This is a genomic window from Embleya sp. NBC_00888 (assembly GCF_045207655.1).
Taxonomy (GTDB): domain Bacteria; phylum Actinomycetota; class Actinomycetes; order Streptomycetales; family Streptomycetaceae; genus Embleya.
Window position 1 is genome coordinate 1510144 of sequence record NZ_CP108784.1, and the last position, 22090, is coordinate 1532233.

The following is a 22090-nucleotide window of genomic DNA, read 5'->3' on the forward strand; positions in this document are numbered from 1 at the left end:
TCACGCTCCTTGTGTGGGAAGGTCCCGACGAGCTGCGCCAAAGGGCGTGCCGTCGATAAGGGCGACGTTGTCCATGGGCAGGTCCTCGGTGTCACTGTCCGAAGCTTCGGAGTCGAGTTCGACCGGCATCCAGTCACTTATCAGATCCCCCGTGTCGTCCCTCGAGACGCCGGGGCGAATACCCAAAGCGTCCAGTCGAGCCCAGAGCGGTTCGAGCGACTCGTCTGCCGAGAGCGCGAAGGTACTGCTGCGGATGCGCCAGAATCGCCAGCCTGCTCGGCGCAGTTCGCGTTCGCGTTCGAAGTCGTCATGGATCTGTTGGAGAGAGGAGTGGTAGGGGCTTCCGTCACATTCGACCGCGAGCCGACCGGCTTCCCCGACTACGACGAGGTCGATCAACTTGCGGTTGACCTTCCATTGGGGCACGACGTGGTAGCCGCGCTGTCGGATCTTGAGGAAGACGCGCTGTTCGAAGAGCGATTGGAAGGGTGCCCGGGGCTCGTCAGGAGACACGTCAGCCAGCTCCGGCGGTGTCTGTTGGAGGATTGGCGGGGACTGCATGTAGGTGAGCAGAGAGCGCCGAAGGTCCTTGTCCGGCAGCTGGTCGATCGTCACGCTGGCAAACAGCCACATCTGGTCGCGGGCGCGGCTGGCGGCAACGTTGAACCGGCGTCCGTCTGCGAGGCTGCGGATGGCGCGGACGTGATCTGCGTCGACCACCATCGACAGCAGCACGACGTCGCGCTCGTCGCCTTGGAACTGAGCCGCGGTACCGACCCGAATGTTGTGGCGCTCGCGGGCCGCCGCATCGAGGGTCGTGTCGATGAGGTCTTCCAGCAGCCGCACCTGGGCACCCGAACGAAGTGAGATGACACCGAATGACCGGTCGGCGTAGTCCGGGTCGTCGGTGAGGCGCTGCAGCGTGGCGACAATGCGCTCCGCCTCAGGCAGGTTGCGCAGGCGGTCGCGGCCCCCCTCGCAGTGACCGTCGGGGACGTGCACCACGCGGAGTGGGTGGAGGCGATCCGCACCGTGCTGGCGAAGGGGAACGAGTTCGTGGTCATAGAACTGCCGGGACGACCATTGGATGATCTCCGGCATGCAGCGGAAGTGCTCGACGAGGCGCACCACCTCGCTGAATCGGGACGACATGATGGTGTACAGGCTGGACTTGGGATCCAAGCCGTCTCGCTGCCAGTGGTCGAGGTCCGGGAGTAGTTCGTCGACCCTTCGGTGAAGCCGGGTGTGATCACCGGCCATGTATAGGGGTGCGCACTGCTGGTCGTCGCCGACCACGATGATGCGAGGGGCCAGCCACAGCAACAGCAGTCCGTCCAGGCCCACTTGGCTGGCTTCGTCGATGATGACCACGTCGAACGAGTCCGGTTCGGGCACAATCATCGCGGCGACCTGCTTGAGTGGCATCACCCAGGCGGGAACCGCGCCACGGGCCTCGCGCATCGCTGATCGCGCGGCCCGCAAATGGCGCTTCCCGTGTACGGAAGTACCTCGGCCCGCGTGGTTCATTGCGGTGATGTATGCGGACAACGCTTGCTTCTGCGCCGCAGTCATACGATTCAGACAGTGCATACGTGCGTGAGTCGAGGCCAGCCGCTCTACCGTCTCGCGCAGTCGCGCCTCGACTTCTCCGAGTTCGGTTTCCAACTGCTTCTCACGGCCCGGGGTGAGGAGTCGGTCCACGAAGTCGGCGGCTCTCCGCCACGCCCAAGCCTGCTGGAACGCTGCCAACCGTGCGGGCCACTCAGGGGCCAGCGGCGACAGCACGAGGGCACGCGCCAAGTCGGGGTGGGCTGCGGCCAACTGTTCAAGGAGTTTTAGCGCCTCGCGACGGTCGGTCTCGCGCACATATGCCAGTCTCAAAGCCTCAAACGCCTGGGCGTAGGCATCGGCGTCATAGGTCGCGAGGGCTCGGTAGGCAGCAGCGAGTTCCGGACTCCGCCGCGCATCGAATTGGGGTAATGCCGCTACGAGTTCGTCGACTGTCTGTTGTGCAGCCGCGAGTACGATCCGCAGGGAAGCTCTGTTGGCGGCCGAACGCAGGTCTTCCCACTCTTGCGGCGAACGCACCGCTGTCGGGATCCGGGCATCGACCAACAGGTCGTGGAGATCTCGTGCGGCCGATGTCACTGCGGCGATGGTTCGTAGATTGCCCGCGCGGTCGGCAAGGTCGGCCAGTGCGACGAGAGCAGGCTCGGGGCCGGTCGGTTTCACCCCGACGAGTTCCCAGAATTTGTTGGCCTGGTGTACGGCTTGCTGGGCTTCGAGGTACGTGACGACGGTTGCGACCTTGACCGCGCAGTCGGGGCGTCGTCCGTCCACGCGGCAGGTCTCCAGCAATGCGCGGGCGTCGCGCTGGGCAGGGCCGGCGAACCAGCGCCGGAGTTTGCCTCCTTCGCGCAGGAAGTCCGCAAGGACTCGGCCCGTGGCGATCATCCGGGCGAGGGCAGCGGGCTCAGGCTGTGGAACATCGACGTGCGCGGTTTCGAGTGCGTGCAGTCTGTGCTGGGCCTGCTCGGCACGAACCGATGCTTGGGCGACCTGCAGCCACAGTTGCTGCCGGCGCCCGGCCATGCCATCGAGCAAGACAGCCACGTGCCAGCTCTGCCCCTGTCCAGCCATCAGCTGCGTTCCGAGGCCGCCGCGCCGGAGAGCCTGCATCCCTTCACCAAGGCAGGCGTTGACCTGGCTGAGGAAGTCTTGCCCCCGATCGGCCAGCGCGTCGGCGACGGTATCCGGACCTGCGCCCCCGCAGACGGCGCGAGCAGCGGCGACTTCCGCCACGGCACGAGTGGCAGCTGAGGGTGCCGGGAGTGTGTCCGGATCCGGACACTGCGGGGCGTCTTGCGCGAGCAGGTCGGGCCCGTGGCGTTGCAGGAGCTCGAGAAGACGTCGCGCCTCCCCGGTGCTGAGTCTCGGCAAGTCGGGTGCATCGTCGGGTAACGGCGGCAGCCAGGAGTAGTGCTCCTGGGCTGCCTGCACCGACTCGATGATCGCGCGAAGCTGCCCCTGGTATCCGGGAGCCACCTCAGGATGGACGAACCACTCGGATTCGCGAAGCTCCCGAAGGGCCGTGCGCAGGCGTGCCCCGTGCCCGAGCAGTTCCTGCCGTTCCGTCGCATCGCGCGAGGCTTGCGCCGCGAGGGCTTGGGGGCTCGTGGCCGCGTTCAGCTGGGCAAGTGTGCGCACGGACCGATCCAACTCCGCTGTGCCGCCGCGACGCGGGTCGCCTTGGAGAACACATAATCCGCGAATGTCGTCAGGCAACTTGTCTCTCAGGACTCGGAGCGCCTGATCCTTCTCACTGGTGACCAGGACCCTTTTGCCGTCCGCGAGCAGCGCGCAGACCAGATTTGCGATCGTGTGGGTCTTACCCGTTCCGGGTGGTCCTTGGACGACGACTCCGGTGTCGCGCTGCAGCCGTTCCAGGACATCGCGCTGCGCCGCGTTCACGGGCAGGGGGAAGAGTGGATCGGGGCCGAGCGTCGGCGTCACGGCCGTGCCGGTCGCGATCCAGGCGACACGTTCGGTGTCATCGAGAGGTGACAGCAACTGAGCGAGCCCGAGGGGACTCGCAGCACCGGGACGGGCAAGCCTGGCGGCGATCGCGTCGTAGAAGGAGACGATGGAGCTTCGGCCACGTTCGCGAAGTAACACGGCCGGAGCCAGCGTGACCTCGTACCTGCCGGCGTGCGATTGTGAGCCCGAACCACGGTCGCGCGTGGGCTGGTCCCAGGAGCCATTGCACCGCACTGGCACAGTCGTTCCGAAGGCACGTTGTGACCATGCCTCCAGAACGGACTCGCACTCGGACGACAACGGATGGCAATCCGACTCCTCAAGCCGGTTGCGGACGGGCGCCAGGAGTTCGCTGCTGTAGCCATCGGCTTCGTCCAGGAACTCGGCGTCCTCGAAGCGAAGCGACCAGTCCGGTACCACCGAGACAGAAATACGCATCGTCGCCGCATCCATCGTGACGGCGATCGGTACCGCCAGGAGATGGCGATGCAGGCTGCCGCCGACTCGATCCGCGCCCCCGGTGATCAGGCCGACGCCGAGCGCCGCTTCGAAGATGTCGCTGTCCTGTTCAATCCGGCGTGCGATCCGTTGTAGTCGACGGTGGAGCTTCCGGTACGACTCCGCGGCGCGTTCGCGCTCGGACCAGCGACGCCACTGTGGAAGCCACCGGTGATAGTTGCGCAACAGATCCGGCTCGCTGTCCTGTTCTTCGACGAGTTCGTCCGGCGCGTCGCGTTCGCCGGCGGGACCGCGACCATCGTGATGATCGTGGGCTGCGGCGCCTGCCGGCAACGCCCTCGTGGTCACCAGGTCGGGATCGTCCGGCGAGGGCACGGCGACGACGCCGGGCTCAAGCCACCCGACCAGTTCGTCAGGAATGGCGGGCGCGGGTACACGTGGACGGTGGTCGACAGTGAGGATCACGCGATCGGAGGACGGCTGCCGCCGCAGTACGTCACGAGGGAGGCTGTGCAGCCAAACGACATCCTCGTACTTCCGGCAATCGCGAATCGCCTTGTGCGCCGTCCGCACGAACTCCCTGAGGTACTCGATCAGATTCCGTGTCTGCCGGAGCATCGCCGCGTCATCGGCCGAGGCTGCCCGTCGCTGAACCATGAACTCTCCCTGAGTACTCCTGAGAAGACCAACTTTCCAGAATGGGAGGATCTGTGCGTGCCCGCAAGCGATATCGCCAGAGTCGGTTTCTCCCCGCCTCCCTCCCCACTCGATACGCACCGCCCTCGACGCGGCCGTACGATCCGGCGCCCCGGCGAGAGGGCAGCCGCTGCGGGCATGCCGCAGCCGTCAGCGACCGACAGGTGAGGGCCTCGCCCTTTTCGGGCAGGGCCCAACACGCGACGCCTTTCTCCACCGGTTAGCCGTTGGCCAGCATCTCAGCCAGCAGCCGGGCTTCGCGGCGGCGGCCTAGCTGTCGCAGATGCTCGGGCACCTCGTCCGCCAGCGGTCGCGGTGTGTGTTCGCTGACCATCCGCAGGAACTGGTTGATGGAGGCACGAAGGCCGCGGGCCTCGGCGAACGCCTGCACAAGTTCTGCTGCACCTAGGGAATCGGTGCGCTGAGCGTAGACTCTCAGATATGCCCGCGCGGCAGCGTCGTTGCCCTGTTTGAGCAGGAGCTTGACGAGGTGGGAACCATAGTCGGAACGCTTGCCGACGCTGCGCAGTAGTGCGCGCAACGGGTCGCGTCCGCGCCAGGTGTCAGCGGGGTAGCCCTGGACCTGCGCGATGAGGTCGGCGAGATAGGGATCGCCTTTGGGGCCCTGGGTGCTGCCCGCCAGGTTCAGAAGCCGAATGCCTTCCTCTGGCAGGGTCGACATCAGGGCGACGACCAGAGGGATCGGATCCCGAGCGGGGTGGGCGGACTGGTCGATGATGAGGCTGCGGGCTTCGCCCTCCGGGAGTTCCAGGGCCTGACGGACGACTTCTTCGGGCGGCAGCAACTTCTGGTTGCTCAGACTAAGGGTAATGACGCCAGCGTCTTCGGGCGCGGCCAGTTTGAGCAGGGCGCTGTCTTGCGGGCCGTCTGCGTCGGCCTTGTTGCCCTCCATGGCCCGGTACCAGAGGGTCTGAACTTCACGGACGGCAGCAGCAATGTCCTCGGGCCCGGGACGGTCGACGCTCTCGTCCAGGTACTGGCGGAGCAGTGCTTCCAGCTTGTGCCATCGCTGCGGTATCACTTTGCCCCGCAGGATCTTGCTGATCGCCTCGTGGCTGATCGTGTCGTGTAGGTCGTCCCGCGCCCGGATCGATCTGCTGGTGCGGTGGATGCCAGGGCTCCCGGCGTCCATGTACAGCTGGTGTACGGCGAGCAGGAGCCGGCGGTGCGGCCCGTCCGGAACATCACTGGTGGAAGGCATCTGGATCGGCACGCGGACTCCCTGGTTGACAGTTGTTGACAGCGCCGTGGCCCGTACAGCATGCCTGGGGACTTGCCTCAACTTCATTCAACCCAGGTCAACTTGTGTTCATGCGGGGTTCATGGACCGTGACGCTGGAATGGCTGAAGCTGAACGGCTCCGGCGCCGGCGTACCCGGCTGATCCCTTGTGGAGGGGCTTTCGTGACACGAACCGACAAGCAGCGCTCTCGCTTCCGTACCCTGGTCCGGACGGCGACGTTCTCGTTCGTCCGCGGCGGTGGGATGGCGGCGGGCGGCTGCGCCGTATCCGCACTGGCTTGGCTGGTGCACTACTTCGTCGAGTAGAGGCCGGGCGGACTGGCGATCGTGCCGCTTCTGCCGGATGGGTGGGCACAAGAGCGAGCCCCAGGCCGCTGCGGTGGTTCCTCGCACGTAGCGGTCCCCGTCGACCGGGAGGGCAAGAAGCGCGGGACGGGTAGCTGCGGCCAGTTGGCCGGTGTCGCGCCCGGGTATTCGGGCAGTCAGCGGAGTGGAGCCGCCGCGACACCTCCGACTGCGGTCCGGGGCATTGGTCAACCATTCGGTAGTCCCGCGGTGTTCATGCCGTTCGATGCGGTGCAAGCGCGTTTCGATATCGACCTGCACGCCCGGTGATCGGTGTTATTCGACGCCCTGGAGGTTCCCTGGCTGTATCGGCTGCAGACGTTCACCAACAGCGTCGGCGGTCGATGCGACCCGGCCTTTTGGCTACCGCGTCCCGGGATCTGGTTCGACGCCGTTGACACGGCCGACCCTGAACCCGGAGGACGAGGGCGGTTCGGCTGCGCGGCCGCAGGCTGCGCCGCCGAATGCCTGTCGTTCGACCGTGACGACGGGTAAAGCACGGACGAGGCTGATGGCACGTCCGTCGCGAACGGCCCAGTCGTCGTCGAGGACCCGTTGCCGCCGTTGTTCGTGGTCGACGAGGCCTGGCAGGGTGTGGCAGTGCCAGCGGCTCGATCCCCATCCCGGGCAAGCTTTGCGGGCCCATCCGGATCAGCCCTTGAGACGATCGCGGCGACGCGTGTCCCTGACGACGAGCGGTCGCGAGGCCTCGACTCGGCATCTCCCAAGAAGACGGACCTGCTTGTGGGCAGTGCGCCGCTTCAGCCAGGCGCACAGAAGTCTGCGCCCAAGACGAAGAACGCACCGAGGGCCGCTCCAACTTGTATGTCCCCAAGAACGACTGCGGTGGAAAGAACTGGCTTGCTCAGACAGCGAGTTGGAGCACGCAGTGTCGCAACCCTCCTCCGGCTCAGCATCCCCCGGGGCTCGTTCACCATGTCCCAGGCACAGCCCTCAGCTCTCATAAGGTGCCCGTTTCGCTGTGTGGTCGGAGGTTCGCGGTGAAGGATGCGATCCGGTAGTGACGGCAACTGGAGCCATGGCACGGACCTCTGGGCTCCCGTACTCACCGGGTGGGGCTGATTACCGCAAAGGCCACGGCCACTCCCGGGCAGGTTCGCCGACCTGCCGCCGGCGTACACGGGGTCCCGGTGCGCACGCACAAGCAAACACCCGATGCGTGGATGTGTGGCACGCTACCCTTGGCACTCGAGTCGACCCGGGTCGTCGCTTGCAGCGACGGCACCAGTCATCTCAATCCTCTTCGTCGTCCGGAGACGCGCTCGCACCGCGTCCATCCAGCGGCATCCTCACCGGAGCGCAGTCCATCACAACTGCCTGCTTCCCACTGGAGCATGCCCATGAATGCCTCAACGGCCGCCCCCGCAGTCCCCCGCGACTACTTCTGCGAACACGGTGCGAGCAAGAGTCGCGTCCTCGTTCTCCTGGCCCACCCGGACGGGCCGTCCTCACTACAGGCGGTACTCACCTGTCGGGACGCCACACTCGCCCAGCACGCGGCCGCGTTGCTGCGAACCCTGACACTCAACGGAGATCTGAATCGCTACCAGCAAGCCGTCGCACGTCACTTGGACTCGGCACTACCCGACGCACCCGCGGCCTCGCTCCGTGAGGCCCTGGCTCGGGCACGCAGCGGAGTGTGGCCCGGTCTCGCACCCGCTCTCTTCCGATGGCCTGCCAACGATCCACTCGCTCCGAGCGATGTGGACGACCACCCGGACGAACTCCCCGTAGCCGTCACTCGTACCCCGAGCGAGGCGCGCCTGGCGGAACTACCCGGACGCGTGGTTCGGGTCGTACAACTACGCGAGTACCACGTCTACGACGAGAATCGACTGCTCGCCGCCGTGGCGGCCGACGGTTGGACACCGTTGCCGGTCGAGGAACCCGGCGACGATCCGCTGGACTTGGTCGGCGCCTTGATGTTCGCGGCAACGAACGGTGACGAACTACCGGGAGCAGATTGTCTGACCGACGCGCAACAAGCCGCGGAACTGCTGGTTGCGCATGGCGATGAGGTCGCCGACTGGACCACGGCTCCCGTGCGGGCCGACTTCGGTACCGGCTGGCGGTTGCCGAACGAGACCACACCGGCAATGGCCCACCCGGGCGTCGACGAGCACGCCGCGGACTTCGTCGCGCTCTTCCCGCTGACCGCTCACCGGTGTGAAGACGAAGAATGCGAGGAGTGCGGTTGGCAACTGACACCGCGCACGGCCGATGTCCTGCACACGGCCCTGACCTGGCTCGCGGACTCCGCCTACGACGACACCGAGAAACTGAACGACGCGCCGATCACCTCGGAAGAAGACGAAGAGTACGAGTTCTTCGGGCGCCTCCCACACATCACCTGGCGCCAGAACAAGGCATGGCGCAAACAGGTCGCCCGAGCCTGCGACGACCTGGCACACGACATCGAGAGCGGCAACTGGCCGCAACCCACCTGCACAGCGGAGGAGATCGTCCTCCACCTCGCACTCGAAGACGCACCCGATCTCATCGACGCCAGTAGTCACGGTGGCGGCATCCCGATGCCCCAACACGAGGACGACTACGACTGGGCTGCCTGCTCCGAGTTCTTCTTCCAGGACCACGACGTCCTGTGGCTCTACGACTCCAAGTTCACCGGTGTCGAAGCCCCATCCCATCCGCTTAACCAGACCCTCGGCGTCGGCGACGCAAAGCCACTCGCGTGGTTCGAAGACTTCGGCAACGTCATGCCGCGCAACCCGAACCGCGGTTTCCGGTAGGCCCGACTCAGATCGTCGAAGTCCGATGCGGAACCGTTGCACCCAGACGAATACACAGCATCAACGCTCGGACGCTGTGGACCAGTTGTGGACCACACGGCATGCGCGAAATGGCACGATATACTGGAAATCGAACGTCGTATTGGGCAGCAAAGTGCCCCTGACCTGCGGAGATGCCTCGTCTACTTGACTGGGGGTCAAGGGGTCGCAGGTTCAAATCCTGTCGTCCCGACGGTGTTGAAGAGGCGTTGACCTGGGTGAAAGCCCAGGTCGATGCCTTTTCCTGGTTTGGACCACTACACGAGCAGACCGACCGATCACCGGGCTGCCGTGGACCACAGGCGGTTCAAGGGGCCTCTGACCGAATCCCAGATCGAGAGAAACGCCCGTTTGATCGGATTGATCGCTTGTTTCTGACACTCTCCGACTCGCTTCATTACTCTGCGCTTTCGTAGAGCTGCTTACCAGTCAGCCATTTGCCACCGGTCAAGTACGCCAAGAGCTGACACCGAGCCATGAGGGGGGCCACGTGTCCCCACTGTGGCGGGAAGTCAAAGTCGGGCGGGAGCCGGAAAATTGCCGACCACCCGTGCCGAAGGCGACCTACACCAACGATGCAGGCGGGGTGCACCAACGTCCCGGTGTCGCTCTCGTCCGTCGAGCCCGCGCAACGGCCTCGACGTCGAAAGGCGTCGCCGACGCGGAGACGGACCCCACCACCGACCCCCGCACTCGCCGACAGCTGGTTTTGGGCCAGCAAGGGCGACGGATACCGAGCCAGTTGGGGCCGGCAGGCGTGTCGACGAGTTGAGGCCAAGGCGCGTGCCGTCGCCACCCGGGAGGGTTCGGCGCCGTACCGTTCCTCGCGGCGCTTCACCGTCGGGACGGCATTACACCACCGGCCGAAGACGCTGCGACCACGTCCGTGCACTGGTCACGGCCTCGCTCGGCGAGACGCCCGAGGTGTACGAGCTGGGAGTCCTGGGCGTCCTGATCGCCGTACTCCACGGCGTCGCGCAGAGCGTCGCGGGCAGCCAAGATTTCCTTGCGGAGCGTCGTCGGGTAGGAGTCCTGCTCGGCCAAGCGGATGGTGAGGATCGCGGTGCGGATCGCCGGATCGAGTCCGGTCCAGAGGTCCTCGGCCTGTTCTGCGGCAGCTTGCATCTCCTTGACGTCCATGGCCCTGCGCGCGTCTCCCACCGCTTCGCCGGCCTTCCGCAGTCTGTCCAGGAGCGACTGCGGTAGCAGCCCACGCCCGTACCGGGCGGCGATGGTTGCCCTCACCCCGGCATTGCGAGTCTGTTCACACAACTCCAATGTGTCGCGGGCCGAGTCGAGCACTCCGTCCAAGGAACGACCCAGGGGTTCCCCCCTGCCGAGGGCAGCCAGGTCCGCCAGGGCATCGGTCAGGGCGTCGCGCTCTGCGGAGGTGATCTCCTTGTCCCAGGTCTTCAGGAAGTCCACGCAGCGGTAATGGAGTTCGGACGCCTTTCGGCTCACGGCAGGCAGCACCCTGGTGCGGTTGAGCTGTGCTCCGTGCCAACCGCCGGAGCCGATACGGACCTTGAGGTCGATGGTCCGATCGACGTCGAGCCGCGCCTCAAGAGTGAGTGGTACGTCTCCTGAGAATCCGTCGGCGCGTTCATGAGCGAAACTGCCGCAGAACTCGTTGCGATGCGCCGAGCGCGTGTGCGGGCCTTCCCAGAGGTGGAAACGCACCGGCCCACTCCTGTCACCACGCACCACGAGCGTATCCACCCGCTGCCATTCGGTCGGATACGGAGTTCCCCTGGGGAAGAGCACCTCCACGGTACCGTCCGCGAGTTCGAGCCCGATGTCCTGAGCGGTGACCTGTTGGGCAAGGGCAGTGCCGAATGCTCCGTCACAGAAGGAACAGGAGCCGAGGCCGGCGGCATTGACCATGCCGCAGCCGGGGCACTCCAGGCCGCCGCTGTCCAGTGGCGCGTCGCAGTCGAGACAGACGGTCGCGGACGCAGGATTGTCGTCCCGGCCGCACTCCGAGCACTCCGTGCGGGTCACCGCCGGCGGGACCGCATGCATTCCGGACAGGTCCGCGGCGCAGACAGCGCAGCCGGCACTGCCTTCAGGGGCGGGCACGTGGCAGCCCGGACAGTCCACCGTCGGGGCGCCGAGGAGCGAAGTGGCGCACTCCGGGCAGGCGTCGGCGGTGGCGGGGATGCGCTCGGTGGTGCAGGTCACGGCGGGGCAGTCGAGGGTGTCGAGCAGGCCGGCTTCCACGGCCGCCCCATGGGCGACGGCCAGCATGGGGTCCACAGCATGCGACACGGTTCCGTCACCGAAGAGGTCCTTGAGCTCGCGTCGGACGGCCGGGATGTGGGTGGACCCGCCGACCAGGAGCACATGCTGGACGTCCCCGGGCAACGCCCCGGCCGCCTTCAGCATGGACTCGACCGTCTCGCGCATGCGGCGTACATGCTCGGAGAGGAGTCCTTCGAAGGCCGTGCGCGGCACCGAACCCGACCAGGACCCGCCCTGGCGGCCGAGTGGCGCGAGGGTCACCTCGGCAACGTCCTGTGCGGACAGTTCGATCTTCACCCGTTCGGCGGCGGTCCGGATCCGGGAGGCGTCTCCCTCGCCGCTGTGGTCGCGCCCACCGATTTGCTCACGCAGGTGCTTGTCGAGCAGCGCGTCGAAGTCGGCACCGCCGAGGAGGTTGTCGCCGCTCAGCGCGTCGACCGAGAAGTAGCCGGGGCCGATCGTCAGCAGTGACACGTCGAAGGTGCCGCCGCCCAGGTCGAAGACGAGCACGCTGACGTGGTCCCGGGTTCCGCCCTGTTCCGCCGACCTGACGCCGAACGCGTGTGCGGCGGCAGTCGGTTCCGGCACGATCCGTGCCACGTGAAAGCCGGCCAGCCGCCCTGCTTCCCGCACGGCGTTGATCTGCGGCTCGGCGAAGTACGCCGGCACGGTGATCACCGCCCTCCGGAACGCCGCCCCTGCGGCGCTTTCGGCGTCCTGCTTGAGCCGCCGCAGCAGGATGGCGGACACCTGCACCGGGGACAGGTAGTGCCCGCCCAGCCGGATCTCCACCGAGCCGTCCGCACTCTCCCGGACGGGCGGCGCGTCGTCGGGCCGCGCCTCCAGCACCTGCTGCACGAGCTCGTCGTCCCAGCGTCGCCCGATCAGCCGCTTCACTTCCGTAATGACCGAACCGGGTTCTCCTGCGAGCCAGTTGAGGGCCTCGCTGCCGACCAACAATGCGCCATGGGAGTCGATGCCCACAGCCGAGGCAGTGGCCTGCCCCCCGAGCCGGTTGGCCAAGACCACGGGGACTCCGTTGCTCAGCCAGGCTGCGACGGAGTTGGTGGTTCCGAGATCGATGCCGAGAGTCCGCTGCATGGATGATGCTTTCTCGTGGTGGGTCATGGACGTGGTGAGCACCTGCATGGGCACAGCGCGCGCACATGCAACGTGCTGCCCTTTGGTCAGGAGCGCCCGCGTCGAGCCGACGGTCTCCGTAGCAGGCGTCGCTGGGAACGGGTGGTACGTCGAGGCTGTTTCCGATTACCACGTGTGGTGGCATCGGGCCCGGGCGGAGCCGGAGCCGGGCCGTCGTCGACCGGCCAAGCAAGCTCTTGGTTCGGCTCGCGTTCCGGCGCAGGGCTTGGCATCGCGATGATTACCTGCGCGGGCCGGAGGACGGTGGCGCCCAAGCGGAACCCGGTGAGCTTCTCCTGCAGCACCGTGCAATCCGCAGCGCCGGGATGCGACTCGGTTCCGACGACCTCCATCTCCGCCGGATCGGCCGGCCTGCCCAGCACCTGAATCGGCGTCACGTCGTGCCGGGCGATCTCGCTGCGAAGCATGCGCTGGGCCGCGTCGATCTGCTCGCCCACGGCCACCAGTGCCGCAGTTGTTTCGCGGGCGGATCGAGCCTCGTGCAAGGCCCCGGTCCGACGGCGCGTATCGGCGAGCAGATCATCCAACGGCAGCAGCGAGCGCAGCAGGGCATGCAGCCGGGACTCGGCCTCGTCTCGCTTGCGCGACAGCGCCTCGACCCGGTGGCGCAGTTTGTCGATCTCGGACGGGGCATCGGTGATGGAGGCCGGGGCGTGTCCGTTCACGTGCATTCCTCGGGAGCGCGACTGGGAAGGGGCGGGGTGAGCATTTCGGCGACGACGGCGTCGACGATGCCGTGAGAGCTCCGGTCGGCCCGGCGGATGCGCTCGCTCTGTACCGGATCGCGCCGGGCCGCGGATTGGGCCTGCGCTGCCTGTTTGCGGAGCAGCGGAGGACGGGCGCCAAGCGGAATTTCGGGGACGAGTTCGTACAGCGTGGGGCCGAACCAGGGGATGGAAGGCAAATCCGGACCCTCGCCGTCCGGAACTGCTGGGCTGTCGGTCAAAAGAGGGTTTCCTGTCCGGTGGGCTCCTCACCGACGTCGACGCGAATCCGGTCCGCAATGTCGGCGGCAGCATTCAGGAGTTTCACGCGGCGCCTCGCTCCGGCACGCGTGCCTTTGTCCGCGGCATGTTCGGCCTCGCCCAGCAGGAGTTCAACGAGCTTCTCGTCGACGAATTCCTCGTCGGACGGGCCTGCGTGGCCATCGTAGTGGAGCATCTTGCGTGCGGCGGAGCGGGCTTGGACGGTAAGCCCACGCACCCCTGCTGTAACTGCCTTCTCCGCGTAGTGATCGCCGAGCCACCTCCGGGCGAACGCACACTCCGGATCGCGCCGGAGCAGGTCCCGCACCTCGTGGACACGGAGCTTCCCGTCTGGCTGAGCCCCATCGAAAATCCGGCACAATGCCACCCGAAGATGGTCGTCGAGCCCGGCCCGAGCGTCCTTGTCGCCAGGCGACACGGACAAGGCCCGGGCGAACCGCTTCCTACTCTGCTCGGTATCGCTGTCGAAGACCTTCTGGCCCTGTCGCACCAACTCTGCGGTGAGCTCGGCAGCCAGTGCGCTGTCCCCGGGCAGCAACCGATAGGCCAATTCGAGGCCATGGATTCGGGCAATGGTCGAGTAGCCGTACCCGTTCCAAGTGCGCCCGACGTTCTTCCACGCGCGGCGCACGGCTGCCTGGTCACCAGGGCCCAGGGGATGGCCGAGCCGCGCAGCCGCGGCGAAGTCGGCGAGCGCATCGCCCCATTCCCCGGTCTGCGCGCGATCCTGTCCCCGTTGCGACAAGGCTCGGGCCAGCGCATCGGCGCAGACAGGATTATCGACGGAATCCGCGCTCCAGGTGTCCGGGTGCGGGTGGCGCGCGCTATAGGCCTCCAGCAAGGCGAGACCTTGTCCGTGGCCGACGAGATATCGGGCAGCACACTCGAGCGGAATCAGGCTGTCGGGCCCGGCTCCCGCAGACTTGGGCGCGAGGCGTTCGGCCGCCCAGGCCGTCTCCCACGCGGCGAGAGCATCTCGGCCGGCGCGGGTGTCCAAAGCACGCAGGAGGTCGGTGATGCGCTTGGCCAGACGGCGGCGAGCCTCGTCCCAGTGATCGTCGGCGAAAGCCGTGCCGCGCCGCGAGGTGAGCAACGCGCGGAAGTCGCCTGGGTCGTCTTCGTCCAACAGGTACGCCCACAGCACGATCACGAGCGCGGTAGTGCCGGATTCGGAATGCCCTTCGGTCTCGCAAAGCCTGCGAAGGGCTGCCAACGCGACGGCGTGCACCACACCTGTCTCCGCTCCCTCCAGGCTCCCCCTGTCGGGGCACCACCGGACCACCTCGGTCCAGTTCCCCACACGCGCGGCCAGCACGCTGCGCAGCACGGCATAGCGTGTCGCTTCGTTGGGGTCGGATGGAGTGCCGAAATCGTGCTCAATCCTGCGCAGAAGCGGGCGGATACCGGCGAAGTCCGCGCGCAAGCAAGCTCGTTCGGCCGCGCTGAGTAAGGCGGGAACCGTGGCGGGCCACCCGAGCCCATCCATGTCGTCCACCTGCACGATCTGTTGTCTCCCCTGGCCCCCGACACAGCGCAACCAACGGTAGATACGTCTGTCGGCAACGTCAACGCGTATCCGGGTGAGCCGGCTGCTTCCATGACGCGGTGATGGGCAAACCACACATGCCGGATGTGTAGTAAGCACGTGGACGCGCGAAGCAGACGGCGTGCTGCCTGCTCCACTATGCCGAGACAGCAGGAGCACAGCGGCTGGACGCAGCGGACGTCATCGACACGCATTTGGTGTGCGGCGACCTGCCCGTTCGCGTCGGGTACTTGGGGTCAGGCAACGGCGGAACCGGACGGAGGTCCCTCGCCTGAAAGCAACTCGGCGGCGTTGTGTGCCTGCGCGTCGGAGCCCTCGGGCAGGAGGAAGTCGCTTGCCGTGCCGTTCCAGCTGACCACGAGTTCGTCGCGGGCGCGGGTCGCGGCGACGAACAGCGTGGATCGTGCCCGTTGCCGTTCCTGACGATAGCGATCGGGATTGGTGTGCCGGAAGGTCTCGATGCTCTGATGCGGTACCTGGCCGTCGCTGATGCCGGCGAGGAAGACGCGTTGGAATTCGAGGCCCTGGTGGACCACACGCCATGGGTGAAGCGGCACGATACGCGCTCCGCCCGTGCATCGCAGGCGTCCTGAGGGCAACGCCGCCACGACATCCGCTCGGGATTTCGAGACGGCTGGACGACTTGTCTCAGTGGGCCGCGAGTTCGTCCAGTCGGGCGGCCAGGACGCCGCGATCGTATAGATGTGCCCATCGTTGGAGTTCCGCCCGATCGGTGCCCTTGAGGTCCAACTGTTCGGCGATCCGCGCGAGGCGATCGTCCACGTCGTCGCGGGTGGGACGACTGCGCGCGCCGAGGTATTCGTCCATCCGCTCGACCAAGGCTCGGCGCCGGGTTCCCGGGTCCGCGCACCACAGTTGGAAGAGACATCCCGAATGTCGCGTGAACGAACCGACCTTGGTGAGTGTGAAGGGCGCGTTCGGGCCGAAGGACTCGGGGGGAAAGGTTGCGCGCCAGCCCCCGCGGTCGAGTGCCTCCGGGCCCGTGGCGGAAGGGTGCTTCTCGCGCATCCATACCTGGGCACGCTCGGGATCAGTCTGCTCCGACGCCAATGCGGAAACGATCTCGACTGTCTCCTGCGCCATTGTGCTCAAATCCGGGTCGGCTTCGTCACCCGCCTGCCCGTACGCGAGATGGCGTAGCCGACCGCCCGGACCGCCCTCCCATCCTCGCACTATGTAGACCGGCAGGAAGACCATCTCCTCGCCGAGGCTCTGGGGTTGGTCGATCCGGGCGGGCAGGTTGTAGCGGTCGCGTTCCGGGCTCGCGCTCAACCGGGCGAGCGCGTCCCGGGCGAACCCGTGCGTGCTCACGAGCAGGGTGAAGCGCTGCCCGTTCCGACCGGCCTGGGCGGCGTCGAGTTGGCCGCCGGACACCAAGGTCACCGGATCGCCTGCGTAGTAGCGCCGAGTCAGCGGCCGCGACCCGAAGGCGTCGAAGTACAGCCTGCGCCGATCCTCGTGCGTCACCACGTAGCGGGTGCCCGCGCGCACCGATCGACGACCGAGTTCGGTAAGTTCCACCGCGTTCCCGGTGCGAACGACATGGTCGATCGCAACCAGCGAGCGCAACGCACGATCCACCAACACCGCGTCGAGGCCGAGGAATCGAGCCAGGCTGTCGACCGTATCCAGGTGGCCTTCGTCGATGGCGCGTTCAAGGTAGTGGTCGATCAGGTCGTACGGCTTCCCCTCGGTCACGGTGGCCCGGATTTCGACGGACCACACCGGGAGCAGCACCGGGAAGACACCGGTGGGCGCGATACCTTCGACGAAGGCCGCATGCTCGACCGCGCGCGTCTCCGGGTATGGGATCGTCCACTTCGGTGTGGCCTGCGCTTGAGATCGGGGACTCACGCCCGCCTCCAGTCCGTGTCGAAGTCGGCCAACCGTTTCCGCACGTCGAGGTACTGCAGAATCTCGCCTCGGTCCACGAGGTGTGCCCGTAGCGCCTCCGCGAGCTTGCGGAACTCCGGATCATCGGCGTTTCCGATGGTCTCGGCGTCGCCGACCAGGACGAGTTGCCGCTTGACCCGGGTGAACGCGACGTTGATCCTGCGCAGTTCGCGCAGGAAGCCCACCTTGCCATTCGGGTTGCTTCGGGTGAAGCCGTACAGGATCACATCGCGTTCGCCGCCCTGGAACGAGTCAACGGTGCCGACGTTGTGCCGAGCGACGTCGAGATCGCCGATCCGACCCGCCAAGATGCGGGTGATCAGGTCCACTTGCGCGCGGTAGGGCACGATGACTGCCCATTCGGCTCCTCGGCGGTGGTAGAAACACGCCAATTCGACCAAGAGTTCGGCCTCGGTCTCGTTGCTGGTGCCGGGGATGTTCCCGTCCTCCGCGGTGCCACCGGACTGTTCGTACCGGCGGCCCGGCGGCAACCTTGCGGTGTCCACGAACACCATGGGCGCGGTGAAGAGCGGGTCCCTGTGCTCGCGATGGACCGCAGCAGTGTGCAGTTTGCCGCCGTAGAACCTCTCGGAGACGAAGCCGCAGACCTCGGCCGGCATCCGGCGTTGGAGGGTGAGTTGCACAACGTGGCTGCGGGGCAGACCGGCCAGGAGCAGTTCGAGGGCGCTCTTCGCGAGCAGGTCCCGGGTCTCCTGGTCGGCACCGGCGCCCCATCTCTCGACGTCTGTGTCCAGGAAGGGCGGGAGTTGGCGCTCGTCGCCGACCAGGATCCCGCGCTTCGCCCGGACCAGGGGTACCAGCACGTCGGTGACGCCGATCTGTCCGGCCTCGTCGACGATCGCGAGGTCGAAGTCGAGCTCGGCGAGTTCCGGTCGGGAGGCCGCGCCGATACAAGTCGCGGCGATCACGTCCGCGTAACGGATCAGTTCCGGGTGCAATTGGTCGGTCTCGCCGCTGACGGCCTCGTGCCATTGCTCGCGCAGGTGTGCCCGCGCGGCGATCAGCGGCATGTACGCGTTCAGCCACGCGCGCAGTTCGCCGAGCCTGCGCCCGCTCGGGTCCGGGTCGGTTGGGTCGTAGGGCGGCGCCAGTCCCTCCGCCGGGCCGAGCGCCGCGCACGTCTCGCGGGCCGCGACCCGAGCGCGGTCGTGGGCGGCCTGCCGCTCCTGCCGGGTGGCCGCGAGCACGGCCGCGGCGGCACGCACCGTCGGGGCGGCATCGGCCTCGGCGAGGGCGGCGCGTTCGGCGACGTCGAGTTTGGCCCGGACGTCGACGACCGCCGCGTCGAGCTCCGCCGCCCGAACGAACAGCGCGTCCAGCCGAGCCCGCAGCCTGCGGGCTCGGCGCGCGAAGAGGCCCCCAAGGATCGGCATACCCGCGCGCGAGGCGACCTTGTCGTGTTGTCGGACCCGAATCTCGATGTGCCCGCGGTGCCCCTCCGCCGCGTCGCGTGCCAGGGCGAGCCGCTCGGTCCACGCAACCGCGGCGTCGCGCGCCGGCCCACGGACCGCACGGCGTTTCCCGTCGAGATCCGTACGGGCTCGGGCCGCCTGTTCGGTCAGTACCGCGAGCTCGTCCACGTACAGCGAGAGTTCGTCGGCCCAAGGCGCGGCGTTCTCGGGATCCGTGCACGCGTCCGGCGCATGCGCGGTGCGGCCGAGGATCTCGCCACGCAGGTCGGCGATCTGGCGGTCGAGAAGGTACGGCTTGCCCTCTGCGGTGACGCTGTTCTCGTGGCCCACCCGCACGATCACGAGGTCGCGAGGCAGCCGGGCCAGCACGTTGTCCACCGCGCGATGTGTATGCGACGTGACCAGAATGCGCTCGGGCGGCTCCGCGATCGCGCTGGATCGCACGATCTCGCTGATCGTCCGGGTCTTGCCGGTCCCCGGTGGGCCGAGCACGATGAGTAGATCGGGGACGGTCAACGCCTTTTGGTATGCCGAAAGTTGATCGGGATCAAGCGGCTCTGCAGGCTGTGTGACGGCCGCCCGGAACGGTTGCACCCGGCGCTCGGTCAGCATCGGCAGGAGCGCCGGATTGGCTTCCTGGCCGGTTCGCAGCCGGGCGACCGCTTCACGCTGTTTGCGGTAGACGACATTGGTCGGGGTCATCTCCAGTTCCCCCTGGGGCGCGAGGTCGCCCCACGCGACGGGCTCGTCGAAGCGCACGGTCGCGATTTCGTGACCACCCTCGGCGACGACCCGGACCACTTGACCGCGCCGCTCCGACCCGCCACGCAGTTGGACGAAGGTGCCGTCCTGGGGAGTCCGCCCGCCGGCGAGGTGGAATCGATACACCGCCCGGGTCCCCCGTCGTCGCTCGCCGGTCGCGCTCACATCCCGGTACGGGAACGGCGGGGCGGCGCGCGTCTTCTCGCCGTCGATCCGCTCGGTGGCGTCGATCAGCCGCTCGAGCGTTTCCAGCAGGACCGTCGAACGGGCCGTTGGGGCGGCGGGCACACCGTGGGCGGTGGAGTGCGCCGCGAGCAGTCTGGTCCATTCGGCGTCGATTCGGGGCCAGTACGCGTCGGAGCCGGCAGGTATCTGTCGCGGCTCGTGCACCGACCGCCAGAGCGGCGGACGCACGCGGAGGTAGCGGTCGGCGAGCCGGCTGTGGTCGGCGGCGCGCAGCGGGTATATCCCGGCGATCGTGTATCCGTCGCGATGCCGGGTGGGGAACAGGCGTACGACGTAGGAGGGTCCGAACAGGACCATGCTCTTGTCGGTGCTGCCGGGCCTGGGTTCGTCCAGGGCAGCCGGCACACCGTCGGTGCGGCCGTTCAGGTAGCCGATCAGCGCGCGGAGGTCCTCGGGAACGTACGGATTGCTCGCCTGCCGACGCAGTTGTCCGTCCAGCGTCTTTCCCGGGACCAGCGTGACGGCCCCGGGTAGTTCAACGAGGTGGATCGGCATGTGTGCTCCTCTACTCCTTCGTTGCGGCGGAGCGTCGTCAGGCGAGTTCGTCTCGGACGGCGGTCAAGGCTGCGGCGAACTCCCCGATGTTCGGACGGGACCGCGGGTCGGCCCCAAGACCCTGCCCCAGGGCTCGACCGAGTGACGCCGGCAGGTCCGGCCGCAGGTTCGCCCCGAGCGTGGGGGCGATCGGATGCGGTGCCCGGCCCGTCACCAGGTGGTACGCGATCGCGGCGAGCCGGTACACGTCCGTATGCGGCCCGGGAGTGCCCGATCCGCGGCGCCGGCTCTGCTCGGGAGCCTGGGGTCCGTCCGGTGCTTCGCCCGATCGGGGCTCCCTCGCGGCGAGGCCCAGGTCACGAAGCACGAGTCGGCCGTCGTCGAGCATGATGATGCCGTTCGCGGCGAGCCGGCGATGACCGGTCCCTCGACGGTGCAGCGGTGCCAAGGTCGCGCAGAGTCCGGCCAGGCCGGCGAGCAGGCGTGCGGTCCGCCAGGGGTCCAGCGGCGCGGCCCGTGCGCCACACGCCTCGGCGAGTGTCTCGCCCGGGCCGCCGCCGAGGCGGGCCGGCGGCCAGCCAAGCACCAGGGTCGACGTTCTGCGTCCGCCGGCCACCGCGATCGGTAGCGGCAGACCTGGGATGGGACCGAGTTCGTCGATCAGGCCGTACTCGGCAGCGAGTTCGCGTAGTGCGGTGCGCGCTTCGGGCCCGTCGGTGCGGGCGTCGACACGGTGCAGCCACACGTATTCCCCTGCTGAGGAACGTCCCTCGCCCCGAGTCAGGCTCAGTCCCCGAGCCCGGCGCGAGTGTACCGAGCGGACAGCGCAGAACGTGTCGTCCAGGTGCTCGCTGTGTAGCAGATATCGACGCCCTTCCACATCGACCTCCGCGCCGCCATGCCAACCGGCAGCCGACTTCAGGGGTGTGGCGGCGTCGCTCGTGGCGACCACGATTCTCGCGGACGCCGGGGAGGGATTCGGCGTTCGCCCGGGACCGGATGGAACGCGTACTGATGGCAGCCGATCAAGACGGAGGGAGGTGCCGAGTAGGTCTTCCAACGCCGGTACGCGCGCCGCGTCGACTCCGTCCGCCCACCGCTCGGCCGACACGGCGGCCAGTGTCCCCAACCCGTCCGAGCGATGGTGGCGGCTGACAATGCCGACGACGTGTCCGGCGACCCATACTGCCGCACCGGACATGCCTTCCCAGGGCGACGCCCTGGGATCCACGTCGCGGTCGGGTGGGCTCACGGCGATCGACAGGGTGCCCTCGCGGCGATTCGAGAGCGGGGCGAGCGTGCCGAACGCGTCGCACATGTCCCGGTATTGGGATCCGTCCCGTGAGTCCATTCGCAGCTTGAACCGAGGGAAACCCACCGCTCGGCATTCGTAAAGGAGTTCGTGCCCATCGAGGCGGCCGAATTGCACCGGTGGCCGGTCCTCCCCCGGCACGAGTAGCACGGCCAAGTCGGTCCGTTCGTCGGCCCACGCCGGCTCCCCGACCAGCTCGCGCGCGCCGGGCCGATCCGCGTCGAAGCGCACCCTCACCACCATCGCCCCGGCGATCACGTGAGCCGCCGTCAGCACCCGCCCAGGACCGATCAGGTAACCCGAACCACGCCGACCGCCCCCATCGTCCAAGGCCACGATAATCTCCGCAACCCGCCCGGGGGTGACCCCCGCCCGCACTGCCATCACGTGGTCAGCGTTCTCTGTGGGCCTGCTCTCCGGAGATGAGCGGTGGTGCGTTCGTACCTGCCAGTCTCGGCTGGAGGGTGAGCGAAATCTGTTGAGTGTGCTCGTGGCCCCGTCGGCCCTGTGCGTCACCCTCGACCACCCAGAAGCGCACCTTGGCACCGGCACCGGCCTCACGGGTGACCGTAACGGTGGCGGTGATCTCGACCGGCCCCAACTCGAAGCGCAGGCGTTCGCCCGCGCCGTGTTCCATCGCGTCGGTCAACTCGCGCCGTAGATCACGGATCATCTCCGCCAGCTCGATCACTTCGCATCCTCCCCGGTGACGCACTGATCCCCGTACCCACGCACGAACCCGGCGAGCCGGCCACAATTGCCCGTTTCCCGGAGTGGGACCCTCGGTCTCCACCGGTCCGCCGCCATGTGCAACGAAGAGACTACACATGGTGCCGAGACGAGCGTGCCCCGAAGCCGGCAGCACCCCGAGGGGCCGGCAACGCG

Annotated in this window: 13 protein-coding genes, 1 tRNA gene and 1 pseudogene; 3 read left to right on the forward strand and 12 right to left on the reverse strand. The window is 67.6% G+C overall.

Features of this window, described 5'->3' with window-relative positions; genetic code table 11:
- The gene (locus OG948_RS05915; protein WP_406294370.1) at positions 1 to 4653 is read right to left on the reverse strand and encodes an AAA domain-containing protein; all 4653 of its coding nucleotides are present in this window, start codon (positions 4651 to 4653) and stop codon (positions 1 to 3) included.
- Positions 4654 to 4912: 259 nt separating this feature from the next.
- Positions 4913 to 5926, reverse strand: coding sequence for a hypothetical protein (locus tag OG948_RS05920; protein ID WP_406294372.1), 1014 nt, complete (start codon positions 5924 to 5926; stop codon positions 4913 to 4915).
- Between the two features lie 190 nt (positions 5927 to 6116).
- Here OG948_RS05920 and OG948_RS05925 point away from each other — a divergent pair, with 190 nt between their 5' ends.
- The 3 genes from OG948_RS05925 (at position 6117) to OG948_RS05935 (ending at position 9302) form a co-directional block, all read left to right on the forward strand.
- A complete protein-coding gene (locus tag OG948_RS05925) occupies positions 6117 to 6260 on the forward strand; it encodes a hypothetical protein (protein ID WP_406294373.1) in 144 nt (47 codons plus the stop codon).
- A 1400-nt stretch (positions 6261 to 7660) separates the two neighbouring features.
- The gene (locus OG948_RS05930; protein WP_406294375.1) at positions 7661 to 9070 is read left to right on the forward strand and encodes a hypothetical protein; all 1410 of its coding nucleotides are present in this window, start codon (positions 7661 to 7663) and stop codon (positions 9068 to 9070) included.
- A 168-nt stretch (positions 9071 to 9238) separates the two neighbouring features.
- Positions 9239 to 9302: transfer RNA gene (locus OG948_RS05935), tRNA-Leu, on the forward strand.
- A gap of 641 nt (positions 9303 to 9943) precedes the next feature.
- Here OG948_RS05935 and OG948_RS05940 read toward each other — a convergent pair.
- From OG948_RS05940 to OG948_RS05985, 10 genes and pseudogenes are all read right to left on the reverse strand, one after another.
- Positions 9944 to 12451, reverse strand: a complete 2508-nt coding sequence (locus tag OG948_RS05940; RefSeq protein WP_406294377.1) for an Hsp70 family protein — start codon at positions 12449 to 12451, stop codon at positions 9944 to 9946.
- An 86-nt stretch (positions 12452 to 12537) separates the two neighbouring features.
- Complete coding sequence (locus tag OG948_RS05945; RefSeq protein ID WP_406294379.1) at positions 12538 to 13176, reverse strand: nucleotide exchange factor GrpE; 639 nt, start codon at positions 13174 to 13176, stop codon at positions 12538 to 12540.
- Entirely contained in the window at positions 13173 to 13415 is a 243-nt protein-coding gene (locus tag OG948_RS05950; protein WP_406294381.1) for a hypothetical protein, read from the reverse strand. Before OG948_RS05950 ends, OG948_RS05945 begins: the two co-directional genes overlap by 4 nt.
- Positions 13416 to 13453: 38 nt before the next feature.
- Entirely contained in the window at positions 13454 to 14998 is a 1545-nt protein-coding gene (locus tag OG948_RS05955; protein ID WP_406294383.1) for a hypothetical protein, read from the reverse strand.
- Positions 14999 to 15279: 281 nt separating this feature from the next.
- The gene (locus OG948_RS05960) at positions 15280 to 15600 is read right to left on the reverse strand and encodes a 3'-5' exonuclease (RefSeq protein ID WP_406294385.1); all 321 of its coding nucleotides are present in this window, start codon (positions 15598 to 15600) and stop codon (positions 15280 to 15282) included.
- Between the two features lie 91 nt (positions 15601 to 15691).
- Positions 15692 to 16918, reverse strand: a complete 1227-nt coding sequence (locus OG948_RS05965; protein WP_406294387.1) for a hypothetical protein — start codon at positions 16916 to 16918, stop codon at positions 15692 to 15694.
- On the reverse strand, positions 16915 to 19893 hold the full coding sequence (locus tag OG948_RS05970) for a DEAD/DEAH box helicase (RefSeq protein ID WP_406294389.1): 2979 nt from the start codon (positions 19891 to 19893) through the stop codon (positions 16915 to 16917). Before OG948_RS05970 ends, OG948_RS05965 begins: the two co-directional genes overlap by 4 nt.
- A 37-nt stretch (positions 19894 to 19930) precedes the next feature.
- On the reverse strand, positions 19931 to 20638 hold the full coding sequence (locus OG948_RS05975; protein WP_406300402.1) for a hypothetical protein: 708 nt from the start codon (positions 20636 to 20638) through the stop codon (positions 19931 to 19933).
- 423 nt (positions 20639 to 21061) lie between these two features.
- A pseudogene (locus tag OG948_RS05980) lies at positions 21062 to 21589 on the reverse strand (trypsin-like peptidase domain-containing protein); the annotation flags it as partial.
- A gap of 7 nt (positions 21590 to 21596) precedes the next feature.
- On the reverse strand, positions 21597 to 21896 hold the full coding sequence (locus OG948_RS05985) for a trypco2 family protein (protein WP_406294390.1): 300 nt from the start codon (positions 21894 to 21896) through the stop codon (positions 21597 to 21599).
- Positions 21897 to 22090: the final 194 nt, after the last annotated feature.

What these genes read in the sequence shown, in the direction of transcription:
- OG948_RS05915 (WP_406294370.1), bottom strand. Translation starts at nt 4,653, where the DNA reads ATGGTTCAGCGACGGGCAGCCTCGGCCGATGACGCGGCGATGCTCCGG.
- OG948_RS05930 (WP_406294375.1), top strand. Translation starts at nt 7,661, where the DNA reads ATGAATGCCTCAACGGCCGCCCCCGCAGTCCCCCGCGACTACTTCTGC.
- OG948_RS05940 (WP_406294377.1), bottom strand. Translation starts at nt 12,451, where the DNA reads ATGCAGCGGACTCTCGGCATCGATCTCGGAACCACCAACTCCGTCGCA.
- OG948_RS05970 (WP_406294389.1), bottom strand. Translation starts at nt 19,893, where the DNA reads ATGCCGATCCACCTCGTTGAACTACCCGGGGCCGTCACGCTGGTCCCG.